The 14,772-nt window shown below is 68.8% G+C and carries 7 protein-coding genes; 3 read left to right on the forward strand and 4 right to left on the reverse strand.

Features of this window, described 5'->3' with window-relative positions; translation table 11 throughout:
• The first annotated feature begins 215 nt into the window (after nt 1-215).
• Both NBRGI_RS32225 and NBRGI_RS32230 read left to right on the forward strand, forming a co-directional pair.
• Entirely contained in the window at nt 216-6,560 is a 6,345-nt protein-coding gene (locus tag NBRGI_RS32225; protein ID WP_029900956.1) for a type I polyketide synthase, read from the forward strand.
• Complete coding sequence (locus tag NBRGI_RS32230) at nt 6,557-7,951, forward strand: condensation domain-containing protein (RefSeq protein WP_029900957.1); 1,395 nt, start codon at nt 6,557-6,559, stop codon at nt 7,949-7,951. The genes NBRGI_RS32225 and NBRGI_RS32230 overlap by 4 nt, the downstream gene beginning before the upstream one ends.
• A gap of 33 nt (nt 7,952-7,984) precedes the next feature.
• Here NBRGI_RS32230 and NBRGI_RS32235 read toward each other — a convergent pair whose 3' ends face one another.
• Together NBRGI_RS32235 and NBRGI_RS32240 are read right to left on the reverse strand one after the other, a co-directional pair.
• Nucleotides 7,985-8,665 (reverse strand): hypothetical protein, encoded by a 681-nt coding sequence (locus tag NBRGI_RS32235; protein WP_029900958.1) that lies wholly within the window; start codon nt 8,663-8,665, stop codon nt 7,985-7,987.
• A 134-nt stretch (nt 8,666-8,799) separates the two neighbouring features.
• Nucleotides 8,800-9,864, reverse strand: a complete 1,065-nt coding sequence (locus tag NBRGI_RS32240; RefSeq protein ID WP_036561720.1) for an alpha/beta hydrolase — start codon at nt 9,862-9,864, stop codon at nt 8,800-8,802.
• Nucleotides 9,865-10,152: 288 nt separating this feature from the next.
• On the opposite strand from NBRGI_RS32240, the gene NBRGI_RS32245 reads away from it, so the two are divergent.
• Nucleotides 10,153-12,258 carry an AMP-binding protein gene (locus tag NBRGI_RS32245; RefSeq protein WP_029900960.1) on the forward strand — a complete coding sequence of 702 codons (2,106 nt, stop codon included), beginning with the start codon at nt 10,153-10,155 and terminating at the stop codon, nt 12,256-12,258.
• Here NBRGI_RS32245 and NBRGI_RS32250 read toward each other — a convergent pair.
• A complete protein-coding gene (locus NBRGI_RS32250) occupies nt 12,251-13,672 on the reverse strand; it encodes an MFS transporter (RefSeq protein ID WP_029900961.1) in 1,422 nt (473 codons plus the stop codon). The genes NBRGI_RS32245 and NBRGI_RS32250 overlap by 8 nt on opposite strands.
• A complete protein-coding gene (locus NBRGI_RS32255) occupies nt 13,669-14,679 on the reverse strand; it encodes an alpha/beta hydrolase (RefSeq protein WP_029900962.1) in 1,011 nt (336 codons plus the stop codon). Before NBRGI_RS32255 ends, NBRGI_RS32250 begins: the two co-directional genes overlap by 4 nt.
• Between the last annotated feature and the right edge of the window lie 93 nt (nt 14,680-14,772).

Below are 14,772 nucleotides of genomic sequence, written 5' to 3' on the forward strand. Positions count from 1 at the left end.
CGACGGCGGGAGAACAGCAGATAACAGCCGGTAGAACAAGCCGAATTAGGTTGGTTCACAAATAATCTCATATCTGTTTGAAGCGATCTCCAGACTGTTCCAGAGCACTACTCGCCGCCGATATACTCGACCCGGCTCACTATTGTGTCGGACATTGTTATACGTATCGTCGATTTGCCCGGCGATAACGAATGGCCGTATTCGGGAGGCTCTCCATGTCGGATATCGCTATTGTCGGTATCGGTTGCCGATACGCGGGCGGGATCGATTCGCCCGAGACATTCTGGGATTTCGTCCTCGACAAACGGGACGGCGTCGTCGAGGTGCCACCGGACCGATGGGACTATCGGCGATACTACGATCCCGAGCCGCGCACGCCCGGCCGTAGCTATACCAAGCACGGCGCGTTCATGACGATCGACCCGTGGGCGTTCGATCCGGACTTCTTCGGTATCTCGGCCCGCGAGGCGACCGTGCTCGACCCGCAGCAGCGCCTGCTGCTCGAGGTGACCTGGGAGGCGCTCGACGACGCGGGCCTCGCGGGCCGCACCGCCGGAACCCCGGTCGGGGTCTACGTGGGTGGTTTCGTGGTGGACCAGTCGGTGATCGGCGTGGTCGGTCCGGCGCTGTTCCACACCGATATGCACACCCCGGCCAGCGCCTCGTACACCATGCTGTCCAACCGGATCGCCTACGCGCTCAATCTGACCGGTCCCGCGCTCACGGTCGACACCGCGTGCTCGTCGTCCCTGGTGGCCTTCCATCTCGCCTGCCAGGCGCTCGACAACGACGACTGTCACATCGCGGTGGCCGGCGGCGTGAACGTCATGCTGCAGCCGGAGACGTTCGTGCTGATGTGCAAGGGCAGCTTCCTCGCCGCGGACGGCCGGTGCAAATCCTTCGACGCCGCCGCCGACGGTTACGGCCGGGGCGAGGGTGCGGGCATGGTGGTGCTGAAGAAGCTCGACGACGCGGTGCGCGACGGTGACCGCGTGTACGCCGTGGTCAAGGCCACCGGCGCCAATCAGGACGGCCGGACCACGGCGATCACCGTGCCGAACGCGGATGCCCAAGAGGCGCTTGCCCGTACGGTGTGCACCCGGGCGGGCCTGACCCCGGACGCGATCACCTACGTGGAGGCGCACGGCACCGGCACCCTGGTCGGCGACCCGGTCGAATTGCGGGCGCTCGGGCGCGCTTTCGGCGCACCGGCGGGCCGCACCGGACCGCTGGGCGTCGGCTCGGTCAAGGCCACCCTCGGCCACACCGAAGCCGCGGCGGGCGTCGCGAGCGTCATCAAGGCGGCGTTGGCCATTCGGCATCGGGTGATTCCGCCGCAGGGCTGGCTCGACAAGCCGAATCCGGACATCCCGCTCGACGAACTGGGCCTGCGCATCCAGGTCGACGCCGAACCGCTGCCGCGGCATGCCGATCCGATGACGATCGCGGTCAACGGCTTCGGCTACGGCGGCACCAACGCCCACGCGATACTCCAGGAGTACCGCGCGCAACCGGCGCACGCCGGACCCGCGCCCGCCCCACGGCACTACGGAATCCTGCCCCTCTCCGCACGCAGCACCGCCGCGGCGCGCGACATCGCCGGGCGCTTCGCCGATCTGCTCGACACCGGCGCCGATCCGGAGCGGTTGGCCGAGGCCGCCTGGACGCGTTCGGCGCATCACCAGTTCCGCACCGGCGTGCTGATCGGTGACTCCGACGACGTGCTGCACCAGTTGCGGCAATTCGCCGCGGGCGAGGGCCGCGACGCGGCGCGCACGGTCGCGGCACGCATCGCCGAACCGGTCTTCGTGTTCTCCGGCATGGGACCGCAGTGGTGGGGCATGGCCCGCGAATTGCTCTGTGCCGGTGGCGTCTTCGCCGAGACCGCGGCGCGCATCGATGCCGAGTTCGGCAAGTTGGCGGACTGGTCGATCATCGACGCGCTCTTGCAGCCCGAGGCGCAGTCCCGGGTCTCGCGCACCGAGGTCGCACAACCGGCCAACTTCCTGGTTCAGGTGGCGCTGGTGAGCGAGCTGGCCCAGTACGGGATCACCCCGGCCGCGATCATCGGCCACAGCGTGGGCGAAGTGTCGGCGGCCTATGTCAGCGGCATGCTCTCGCTGCGGGAGGCCGTGCGGGTCGCCTACCACCGAGCCCGATTGCAGGCGAGCACCGCGGGCTCCGGCGGCATGCTGGCCGTCGGCCTGCCGCTCGAGCGGGCCCGCGAACTCGTCGCCGGCGACCCGCGCGTCGATCTCGCGGCGATCAACAGCGCGAGTTCGCTCACGTTGTCGGGCGACCCGCAACGTCTGGACGAGATCGCGGAAAAGCTCACCGAGGAAGCCGCTTTCGCGCGCCGGCTCCGGGTGGAGGTGCCGTACCACAGCCGGTTGATGGACCCGATCCTCGCCGAGCTGCGGACCGAGCTCGCCGATCTCGCGCCGAACGCGCCTACCGTACCGCTGTATTCGACGGTGACCGGCGAACTCGTCACCGCGGAGACATGGGACGCCGAATACTGGTGCGCGAATGTCCGTCAGCCGGTGCGCTTCTACGACGCGGTGGTGCGGGCGATCGGTGCGGGCAGCCGGGTGTTCCTCGAGGTCGGCCCACATCCGGTGTTGTCCGGCAACATTCGGGAGGCCCTGGTCGAGGCCGATGTGCACGGCACCACGGTGCCGACGCTCGACCGTAAGGCCGCCGATTCCGTGAGTATCCGCCGCTCCCTCATCGGCCTCTACAGCGCGGGCGCGCTCGACCCGGAACAACTGTTCCCCGCGGACGGCCCCCGGACCGCACACGTCCCGCTCCCCCGCTACCCCTGGCAGCGCACCCGATTGCATTCGCCACTGCCACTTTTCGAGCAGGCCAGGCTCGGCTCCCCGGACACCTACGCCATGCTCGGCGATCCGGATGTCGAGGGTCGCGCGGACTGGCTGCTCCAGGTCGGCTCCGAATTGCTGCCGTGGCTGGCCGATCACGTGGTCAACGGGGTCCGGATCATGCCGGGCGCCGCCTACCTGGACGCGGCACTCAGTGCGACGGCGACCCGGCTCGGCGTCAAACGCGTTGCGCTGGAACAGGTCCGTTTCGTCGCACCGTTGATCATGGCCGCACCGGATGTGCCGCTCATGGCGCTGAGTGTGGAGGAGTCCAGCGGTCGCTTCCTGATCCGGTCCCGCAACGCGACCGGAACGGCCTGGACCGTGCACGCCTTCGGGCGCACCCTCACCGGCAGTCACCTGCCCTCGAAGGCAACCGTTCCGCAGATCGAGGTCGGTATCGACATCGACCCGGACATGTTCTACACCGGGCTGGCCGCGGCCGGGCTCCAGTACGGGCCGTCGTTCCGCCGGGTCACCGCCATGCGGGTCGGCCGGGATACGGCGGTGGCCACCGTCGACGGCACGATCGCCGCGGCCTCCGGCCATCTCGCGCACCCGACGGTGGTGGACGCCGCCATGCAAACGGCGGCACTGCTTTTCGCCGATGAGCGGATCAACGAGGGCGTCATGGTGCCTGTCGGCGTGGCCGCCGTCCGGTTGCTCGCCCCGATACCCGAGCGAGCCACGGTGGTCGCCCGCCGCGACCCGAAGGCGCGGTTGCGCGCCGACGTCGACCTGCTCGATGCGGAGCACAATCTCGTCCTGCGTTTGACCGGACTCCAGATCGGCGCGTTGCAGCCCGGTGACGATCCGCTGCACCGGATGGCCGAGTTCTACTACCGCGAGACCATCGAGCGACGCGACCCCATCGACCTCACCGCACTGCCGGACGCCGGCACGGCCGCAACCTTGGTGATCGCCCTCGGAAACAGCGCTCGCGCCGAGCAGTTGGCGGCCGCGATCCCGGGCGCCCGGCATTATCTCGCCGGATCCGATCTGGAAACGACGCTCGCCGAGCAGTTACGACAGTCCCGCACAGACGAATCCGCCCGGCTGCACGTGTGCGTGGTCGCCGGTTGCGGCGCCGACGATCTGGACGATCTGCGCACGTTGCAGCGGATCGCCGTCACCGTGCGCGAATTCGCCGATCCGAACACCGACGAGCAGACACCGCAGTCCGTCTTCGGCGACGGCTCGGTGCACGTCACGCTGATCACCGAACGCGCGTTCACGCTGCCGGACAGCACGATCGCGCCGGATTCGCACCAGTCCGCACTGGCCGGGGCACGGCGGGTGCTGCTCAACGAGCAGACCTCGTTGCGCTGGCGGCTGATCGATGTGGCCCCGGAGACCGGTATCGCCGAGATCGTCACCGAACTCGCGATACCAGGCGCGTTCTCCTACGACAACACCGACGAGGTGCTGCTGCGCGGCGGTCAGCGCTGGGCCCCGGTGGTGACCAAGCCGCTGCCGGACCGTCTCGCGGCGCACGACACCGCGGCACCGCTCACCGACCCGGAGGCGAACTTCGAGCTCGAACTCCCCCGCACCCGGCTGCTCTCGGCACTGGCCTGGCGCGAATGCCCGCGCCGCGCGCCGGGACCCGGGCAGGTGGAGGTTCGAATGCAGGTCATCGGGCTGAACTACAAGGATCCGCTCAAGGTCATCGGTCTGCTCGGCGAAAGAGAGCTGGCGCCCACCTATTTCGGCACGATCCCCGGTATGGAGGGCGTCGGCACGGTGGTGCGGGTCGGCCCCGGCGTCGACGGTCTCGGCGTCGGCGATCTGGTGGCGGTCGCGGCGAAGGGCATGATGCGACGCTTCGCCCTGATCGACCGGCAACTCGTCATTCCCCTGCCCGCCGATACCGACCCCGGCTACTGCACCAGCGCCATCGCTTTCGCGACCGCCGAATACGCCCTGCTGGAGCTGGCACGGCTGGAGCCGGGCGAGACAGTCCTGATCCACGGCGCGGCCGGCGGTGTGGGCACCGCCGCCATCCAGGTCGCGAAGGCGCGGGGCGCGCGGATCATCGGCACGGCCAGTACCGACGAACGACGCAGGCACATCCTGGATCTCGGCGCGGATCACGCGGTGAACTCACGCTCCCTCGACTTCGTCGACGACGTGCTCGCACTGACCGGCGGTGTCGGCGCAGCGGTGGTGCTCAGCAGCGCTCCGGGAGAGATTCTGCGGCAGAACTTCACCGCCGTAGCCGAATTCGGGCGCATCGTCGAGGTCGGCAAGGCCGATATCTACACCGGCGGTCTGCTGGAGCTGGCCAACTTCGACAAGAACGTGGCCTACTACTCGATGGATCTCGACCGTCTGGTCGCGGTCCACCCGCAACGACTGGCCGGCCTGCTCCAGCGGGTGTACGAGCAGGTCGTGGCGGGCGTCTACCGGCCACTGCCGTACAAGATGTTCGAAACCCACGAGGTGGGAACGGCTTTCGAGGAGGTCATCCGCTCGACCGGGCTGGCTCGGATCGCGTTGCGCATCGATGCGCCGCACCCGCCGGTGCGACCGTACCTGCCCGATATCGAGATCCACGAGCACGCGAGCTATCTCGTCACCGGCGGGTTCGGCGGCTTCGGCATGGCCACCGGGCGCTGGCTGGTGCTGCGCGGCGCGCGCAGACTCGTGCTACTCGGTCGGAGCGGGGCGAGCACCGACGAGGCCCGGCGGCAACTCGAGGCATGGCGGACCGTCGGCGTCGAGGTGATCGAGGCACTCGTCGATGTCACCGACACCGAGGCCGTCGCCGCCGTGCTCGCCCGGGCGCACACGGCCGAACACCCGCTGCGCGGAGTGTTCCACGCGGCAGGCGCGGTGTCCGACAACCGCATCGAGCTCATGACGCCCGAGCAGCTGGCACAGGTGTACCGGCCGAAGGTGCACGGCGCTCGTGCCCTGCACCGCGCGGTCACCGAGGCGGGCATCGAGCTGGACATGTTCGTGCTGTACTCCTCCGGCGGCTCGATGTACGGCATCTACGGCCAATACAACTACTGCGCGGCCAATGTCGCGGTCGAGGCGCTGACCGAGGAATGGGCCAGGGCCGGCGAGCACGTCCTGTGCATCGGCTGGGGTCACCTTTCCGGCGCGACCGGCGGGATGGCCGCGGACGCGACCGCGACCAAGTATCTCGACCTGGTCGGCTTCGGCCCGATCGACATGGCCGACGCCACCGCGTATCTGGAGCAGACGCTGCGACTGCGCGATACCAACGTCGCCATCATCCCCACCGACTGGGCCAAACTCACCGGCACCTTCCCACAGCTGACCCGCACCGGCCGGACGATCGAGCTCGCCAAGGCCTCGGCCAAGGACTCCTCCGAATTCGCTCGCCTGCGCGCCGAACTCGTAGAACTGGACGACAGCAAACGCGGGCCGTTCATCGCCCGCAAGATGGCCGCGGAACTGGCCGTGGTGATGGGCGTGCCGGTGGAGTCGATCGATATGACGGTGCCGGTTCCCGAGCTCGGACTGGATTCCCTGATGGCCGTGGAACTCGGCGCACGGGTCACCAAGACGCTCGGCATCGACCTGATGTCCTTGCAGATGGGCCGATCGTTCAGCCTGGAACAGGCGGGGCCCAAGGTCGCCGAACTCGTGCTCGCCGCCGAACCCGTTCGGCCGCAACCGATGCTCGAGCCGGTGGCGGCGCCGTGATCGACCTCGGACTGATCGACGACTGGAACCCGCCGCCTGGTCGCCTGGTGACCTGGGTCGCCACCCCGGAGGCCGTGGCGCGGGCGGCCTCGGCCCCGGCGCATCCCGCGCCGCCCTCGCACCAACAGGAGGAGTACCTGCGGCTGGCCGACCGGCACGCCGCCGCGGACTTCCGCTATTCGGGTCTGTGCCTGGTGACCGCCGAAATACCCACGGGCGAACTCGATTACGCCGCGATGACGCGCAGCGTCAACGCGTTCCTGCTGCGCCACGACACCTTTCGGACCTGGTTCGCCCTGGCATCCGACGGCACGGTCCAGCGGCACCTGGTGCCGGAAGAAGTAGTCGAGTTCGCGCCGATCGACTACGGCGAACTCGACGACGCGGCCGCCATTCGCGAGCACGTGCAGAAGACGACGCCCGGCCCGTTCCAATGGGATTGCTTCTCCTTCGGCGCGATCGCGCACGGCGAGTCGACCACGGTCTACCTCGCGGTGGACCATCTGCACACCGACGGCCTCGGGCAGTACCTGTCCTGCGCCGACCTGGCCTACCTCTACGCCCGGGAGGCCTGGCAGGTCGGCGACCTGCTCGACCCCACTGCCAGCTACCTCGAATACTGTTGCGCCGAACGCGAACTCACGGCCCGCCTGAGCCTCACCTCACCCGGTGTGCAGAAATGGCTGGAGTTGATTCGCGGCAACGACGGCGAATTGCCCTCTTTCCCGCTGGATCTCGGCAAACGCACCGATGGTTACAACCGCAGCGCGCACCGCACGACCACGCTGCTCACCGAAGCCGGAGCACGCCGGTTCGAGCAGGTCTGCCGCAGCCACGGGGCCGAGTTCGTAGGTGGGATCTTCGCCGCGGCGGCCCTGGCCGAGGCCGAACTCACCGACAGCGACTACTACTTCGGCATGACCCCGATCAGTACCCGCACCACACCCGCCGAACGGGCCTCGGTGGGATGGTATGTCGCGCTGGTACCGGTGGCTTTCCCGATCACCACCACCGCCTTCACCCGGGTGGCGGCGATGGCGCAGCGGGCCTACGAGAACGGGATAAGGCTCGCGCCCACCCCCTTTCATCGCGTGCTCGAACTCTTGCCCGCCGACACCGACGTCAAGGTGCGGCCCGGCTGGGCGGCACCGATGATCTCGTTCGTGGACGCGCGTGACTTCGTCGGCCACGAATTCTTCGACCTGGTACACGGGGGCATCTTCGCCAACCGGGCAGCCTCCGAGGAAGTGCTGGTCTGGATCAACCGGATGCCGTCGGAAACGACGTTGAGCGTCATCTATCCGGATACGCCGGTGGCCCACGAGTCCGTGCGCCGCTACGTCGAGGCGATGCGGACGATCTTCGCCGCGGTGGCCGACCGGTCGCCGTAGTCCTGGCTCGTGGGCCAGGCCGGGCCGGACCGGCTAGGCGACCAACTCCATCACTCCTCGAGGGGCGGCGGCAGGTTCGGTCGGAAATCCGAACCGCACCAGCCGGTGCGGCGGGTCCACCTCGAAGTGGGCGGTGGACGCGGGCAGGAATCCGCCGATCATCTTGTCCAGCATGGTGTTCACGTGTGCGAAGCCCGGCCGCAGGTACACCGGCCAGCAGCGTACGCGGCCCGCGGGCACCTCGACGGTGGTCTGCTTCTGGACCCGGGCCAGCACCGGCCAGTGCACCGAGAAGGCCAGCCACAGATCCAGCGACAACTCCGCGCCCTCGTAGAAGTCCAAGCCACGCAGCAAGGTCAGGCCGCCGAGGAACGGCACCACGTCCGACGGGAAAGGCGCTATGCCGGTGCCGAATTGCAGGTGCGTGGTGTCGAGGAAGTGCGCTTCCTCGCGAGACACCACGACGTCCCGCGACCGCGTTTCGGCCCGATAGTCCGCCGCGCGCAACCAGCCGCCCGCGCGGCTGAACCGCTGTTCGACGGTCACCGTCGTCGTTCCCTCGCCGGTCCGCAATTCGAGCGTCGAGTGGTAGTCGAGTTCGGCCCTCGTCACCACGCTGCTGACCTCGAATGACGGCGGCTGATCGGCGACTCCCCCGGTATAGACGGATTTCTCGCCATCGGGAATCACGGGATCACGGAACGTGGCGCCCACATTTCCTCCTTGGTGGCCGGAACAAACCCTCGACCCTATTCAAATGCGTTCCGGCCGAAAGCCCGGCTCGAATTCACCGGCGCTACGACGATTCACAAAATCGGTCCGGCCCGAAGTTGTTCTCGCACAGTCGGTCACCGGACGAGCGCCGCACGCAGCAAGGGCCAGGAATTGTGCAGGTCCTGCTGCCAATAGCCCCAAGAATGCGTGCCCTCCCGCAGATCGAACGTCGCCGGAATGTTCAACTCCCGCAGTCGCGCACGCAGTTGCGCCGTGCAGGCCGACGCGGCGACGTCCAGCAGGCCGCCGACCGTGAGCTGATCCAGCAGTTTCAGCGGATTCGCGTCGATGCCGGGTCCGTCCAGCGTGTCGAGCGGCCCCGGACGGCCGCTCCCCGTCGACACGTAGATGGTCGTGCCGCGCAGCCGGTCCGCGTGCAGGTAGGGATCATTGGCCGCCCAGGCGGGATCGGTGGGCGGGCCCCACAGATTCAGCGGGTTGCCCTGCTTGCCGAGCACGACGGCATCGACCATCGCCTGCCCGAACGGGTCGCTGGTACGCACACAGCCGCTGTAGGAACCGATCGCGCGAAACCGGCCGGGTGCCGCCAGGGCCAAGCGGAACACCGCCGAACTCGCCATCGAAGGCCCCGCAATGGCATTCGCGCCGGTACCGCGGAACGCCGAATCGATGATCGGGGGCAATTCCGCGGTGAGGAAGGTCGTCCACTGCTGCCTGCCGAGGATCGGATCATCGGCGCGCCAGTCCGCGAAGAAGCTGCCGCCCCCGCCGACCGGCATCACCACCGTCACCTGCTGATCGGCGAAGAAGCGCTCGGCGTCGGTCTCGGTCAGCCAGTTCCCGCCGTCGCGCCACCGGTCGTTCTCGCCGCCGCCGTCGATGCCGTTGAGCAGATACAAGGCCGGTGCGGGCTTCGAAACATCGGCGGCCGCAAGCACTTCGACCGTCACAGCCCGGCCCATCGCGACGGAGTGCACGATGAGGTCGAGCACGCGTCCCGGACCCGGCCGCACGTCGATCAGCCGCGACCCGTTCGCCGACGGCCGCGCCGCCGCCTGCGCCTGGGCCCCGAGCGTCGCTGGGGGCTCCGCGAAAGCCCCTCCGCCGGAGCACAGCACGACCGCGACGCCGAGCAGCGCAGCTACCCGGCGGCGGATCTGTCCGTCCGCGCCGCCCATCCGCACCTCCGCACACCACCAGGGGTAATCGCCCGACGGTAAGCCGCTTTCGCGGTCGTGAGCCGCAATCCTTTTGCGGATTGGGTGGATTCACATCGCTGCCGGGGCACCGTTGGGCAGCGCACACAATGTGGGAGTAAATGGTGAGCAACAGGGCAGATCAGCCCCATACTGGGAGCGATTGCAGGTTGCCGGTCCGCTGACGCATCGGCGCGACGGGTGACCCGCGGATCGAGGGGCACCCGCCGGCCCCGAGCTGTTCGAACCGGCCGACGAGAAGTGCGTGAGTTGGTTACCGACGTCATCGATGTGGGGGCGGACTTCCCGGTCGCCCGTAAAGCGCTGTGGGATCTGTTCCTGGAACCGCAGACCTATCCACGGTTGTTCACCGGAATCGGCGCCTGCGAGCTCGTGGAGGAGAGTCCGGACAGCCGGATCGTGCGGGTGCGCATCGGCACCGCCGAATCCGGCATTCGCACGCATCAGCTGCGTCTCACCGTGCGCCGCTGGTACGAGAGCTTCGAACTGCAATGCCCGGGTACCGGCAGTTTCGTGTCGGTCCGCCTGCGCGGCGACGAGGAGCGCACCAAGATCGTCGTCACCGTGTTCGCCCCGGGCCGGCTGCACCCCGGGATCGCCGAGGGGTCCAACGCCGCGGTGATGTCCTGGGTGAACGCCGGCCTGCGCCGGGCGGTGGACGTCATCCGCGGCGCCCGGACCTCGACCGTGGTCAACGCCGAGAACTCGCCGCTGCGCAGGCAGGTGAGCGTCGCCAAGCAGATGGTCACCGTCGGCGTCGGGCGCACCAGCAGCCTGGCGACCGGCGTGAAACAGGCTCGTTCCCTTGCCAAGTGGGGTTTCAACCTGGCGGGCGGCTACGCGACGGCGGCCGCGTACGCACCGGACCGGATCGCGATCATCGACGATTCCGGCACCCGCACCTTCGCCGAGATGCACACGCGGACAAGCGCACTGGCCGGTGCGCTGGCCGAGCTCGACCTCGGCTTCGGCGACACCATCGGGCTGCTCGCCCGCAACCACGCCGGCATGGTCGAATGCATGGTCGCCGCAGGCAAACTCGGCGTCGACGTGGCGCTGTTGAACGTCGGACTGTCCGGCAGGCAGATCGAGGACATCGTGCAGCGCCACCGGCTCGCCGCGCTGTTCGTCGACGGCGACCTCGAACAACTGGTCCACTACCTGCACGCCGACCTGCCGCGCTTCAACACCGACGGCCGCCCGCCGGTGCCGGGCCGGGCCACCCTCGACGATCTCATCGCCGAGGGCGAGCGGCCGTTCCGGCTGCCGAACCGCGCGGGCAGGCTGATCGTGCTGACCTCCGGCACCAGCGGCACCCCCAAGGGCGCGCGCCGCCCGGAACCGAAGGGCTTCGGCACCATCGCCGCGCTGCTGTCGCGGATTCCGCTGCCGATGGCGGAGCCGATGCTCATCCCCGCGCCGCTCTTCCACACCTGGGGCCTGGCCGGTTTGCAGATCAGCACACCTCTGCGCGCCACCGTCGTACTGCCGGAGCGCTTCGACGCCGAGGACTGCCTGCGGCTGGTCGCCGAGCACCGCGTGGCCAGCATGATCGTGGTGCCGACCATGGTGAACCGCATTCTCGATCTCCCGGCCGCGGTACGCGCCCGCTACGACACCTCGAGCCTGCGGGCCGTCGTCAGCTGCGGCGCGCCGCTGGCCGGGGCGACGGTGCTGCAATTCATGGATGTCTACGGCGACATCCTCTACAACGTCTACGGTTCCACCGAGGTCTCGTGGGCCACCATCGCCACCCCCGACGACCTGCGCACCGCGCCGACCACCGCGGGCAGGCCGCCGCTCGGCACCCGCGTCGCGGTGCTCGGCCCCGATCAGCGCCCGGTGCCGCTGGGCGTCACCGGGCATATCTTCGTCGGCAACCACATGCTCTTCGACGGCTATGTGAACTCCGCGCCGCCCACCGAGGCCGACGGCATGCTCGACACCGGCGACCTCGGCTACCTCGATGTCGCGGGCCGGCTCTTCATCGCGGGACGCGACGACGAGATGATCATCTCCGGCGGCGAGAACGTCTTCCCCCGCCCGGTCGAGGAGGCCCTGGCGCATCTGCCACAGGTCAGCGAGGTCGCCGTGGTCGGCGTACCGGATCAGGAATTCGGCCAGCGGCTCGCCGCTTTCGTGGTGAAACGCGAAGGGGCGGGGTTGGATTCGGACATGATCCGGTCCTATATCCGGCATCGCCTGAGCCGCTTCTCGGTGCCGCGCGACGTCACCTTCCTGCCGACGCTGCCGCGCGGGGAAACCGGCAAGATCATCAAACATCTGCTCACCGGCGGCCCGCCGGCGGACGGTTCGGCGCAGTCCCCGCTCGGCGGGCCCCACCTGGTCACCTGAGCTTGTCCGCCGGATCGGGCAGCGCGAGGGTCGCCGCGGCCACGGCGAGTGCCCCGATCGCGATGGCCGACAGCATCAGCACGCTGCCGCCCAGCGTGTGGACGCGAAAGAACACGACGCTGAGCAGCGCCAGCCCCACCGCGTTGCCGATCTGCTCGATGGTGGGCAACTGACCGGACGCCTCGGCCATCTGACGCTCCCGCAGTCCCGACAGCATCAGCGGTTGCAACTGCACCCCGAACAGACCGACGCCGAGTCCGGACAGGAAGACCGGGCCGAGCGCCAGCGCCAGATCGACCTCCCCGTTGGTCAGGCGCAGATATCCCGCACCGACCGCGACCAAGCCGCCGTACCCTGCGATTCCGCCCGCGAGTACCTTGACTCCCCAACGCTTTACGAGAAACGGAGAGGCCAGCGCACCCGCGCCCGCCCCGAGCGCGAACGGTGTCATCGCGATGCCGGTGCGCAGCGGCGAGAAGTGCAGGATGTCCTGCAGGGTGATCGAGACGGTGAACACGAACGCGGTGAACAACCCGAAGAAGCACGCCACCAGTCCCGCGCCGATCGCGAAACCCCGGTCGGCGAACAGATCCAGGCGCACCAGCGGGCTGCCGCCGCGCCAGACCAGCCTGCGCTCGTGGGCGAGGAACACCGCGCCCAGCGCCAGCGCCGCCGCGAGCACCGCGAAAGGCGCCGGACGCCAGCCGTTCTGCTGGATATCGACGAGCGCGGCGAGCAGAGCGAACAGGCTGACGGTGGACAGCGCCACCCCGCCGAGATCGAGCCGGTCGCGTTCCGGCGGCCGCTCGAGCCGCAGGTATCGGTACCCGAGTGCGAAGGCGAGCAGCCCGATCGGCAGGTTCATCAGAAACACCGAATGCCAACCGAGACCGGCGATATCGGCCGTGACCAGCGCGCCGCCGACGATCGGTCCGAGCATGCCCGCGAAGCCCGCGGTCGCACCGTAGAGCGCGAACACCAGCTGGTGCCGGCTCGGCGGGAAGCTCGCGATCAGGATGGCGATGGTCTGTGCGGCCATGCCGGCGCCCGCGGCGCCCTGGAAGATACGCGCGATCACCAATTCCACGGCACTGGTGGATATTCCGCACCACACCGAGAACACCGTGAAAGCTGTGACCGACACCAGGAACACCGCGCGACGACCCAGGATGGCCCCCATCCGCGCCGCGGTCAGCAAGGTACAGGCGAAGGCGAGCGAATAGCCGGACACCACCAGCAACTGCTGTGCCGCCGATGCGTTCAGCTCGTGGGTCAGTTCCGGCAGCGCGGTATTGACGATGGTCACGTCGATCATCTGCATGAACACCGCGATCAGGCAGCCGGTGAACGCGAGCCACGCGTCGAGGCCGCCCGCGAGCCGGATATCGGGCAGCTTGGCGCCGAGCGCCCTCACCGGTTCAGCGCCGCACTGAAGATCGGCCAGGAGTTGTGCAGGTCCTGCTGCCAGTAACCCCACGAGTGCGTGCCCGTCGCGCGCAGGTCGACGGTCGCCGGAATACGCAACTCCCGCAACCGGTCTCGCAGTTGCCGGGTGCAGACGGCCGCGATGGCCTCGAGCGGTGCGCCGAAGATCAGCTGATAGGTCAGTTGCAGCAGATCGCCGCGGACGCCGTCGACGGTGTCGTAGGGTCCGGGACTGCCGTTCCCGCTGGCCACGTATATTGCTGTGCCACGCAGCTTTTCGGCGTGCAAGTAGGGATCGTTGGCGGCCCACGCGGGATCGCTCGGCGGGCCCCACATGTTCACCGGATTGCCCTGTTGACTGGCCACCACCGCGTTGACCACGGCCTGACCGCGCGCGTCGCTGGTACGTACGCACCCGCTGTACGAACCGATCGCGCGATACACCCCGGGCGCGGACAGAGCCAGCTGGAACACGGCCGTGCCCGCCATCGAGATGCCCGCGATCGCGTTCGCGCCCGTCGTGTTCAGCATGGCGTCGACGATCGGCGGCAGCTCGCGTGTGAGGAAGGTGGCCCAGCGCTGCTTGCCCAGCGCCGGATCGTCGGCGCGCCAGTCGGTGAAGTAGCTGCCCTCGCCGCCGAACGGGATGACGATATTGACCTGTTTGTCGGCGAAGAACTCCGCGACATCGGTCGCGTCGGCCCAATTTCGATCTATCCCGCCGTCCGCGCCGTTGAGCAGATACAGTGTCGGCGCCGGTTTCGAATCATCCGGTGCCCGAAGCACTTTCAAGGCCACCGCTTTTCCCATCAACGCGGAGTGGACGCTCATGTCGATGCCTGCCCGACCCTCGGCGAAGCTCAGCACGCGCGAGCCGTCCGGTGCCGTCACCGGCGGCTCGGCGCGTGCGGTGCTCACGAGCAGCGCGCCCACCAGCACCGCGGTCGCGCACCGTGCCGCGACCACCGACGCGCCCCGGAAAATCCGATCGACCACGCGGCACCTCCGGCCACTTCGTGCACTCGTCCGATGTGCGCAGACGCTAACGGGCCCCGGTCGCCCCGGCCCGTCCTTCCCGAATTCCTTGGG

It is taken from the genome of Nocardia brasiliensis IFM 10847 (genome assembly GCF_000710915.1).
GTDB lineage: Bacteria > Actinomycetota > Actinomycetes > Mycobacteriales > Mycobacteriaceae > Nocardia > Nocardia brasiliensis_A.

What these genes read in the sequence shown, in the direction of transcription:
- NBRGI_RS32225 (WP_029900956.1), top strand. Translation starts at nt 216, where the DNA reads ATGTCGGATATCGCTATTGTCGGTATCGGTTGCCGATACGCGGGCGGG.
- NBRGI_RS32240 (WP_036561720.1), bottom strand. Translation starts at nt 9,864, where the DNA reads ATGGGCGGCGCGGACGGACAGATCCGCCGCCGGGTAGCTGCGCTGCTC.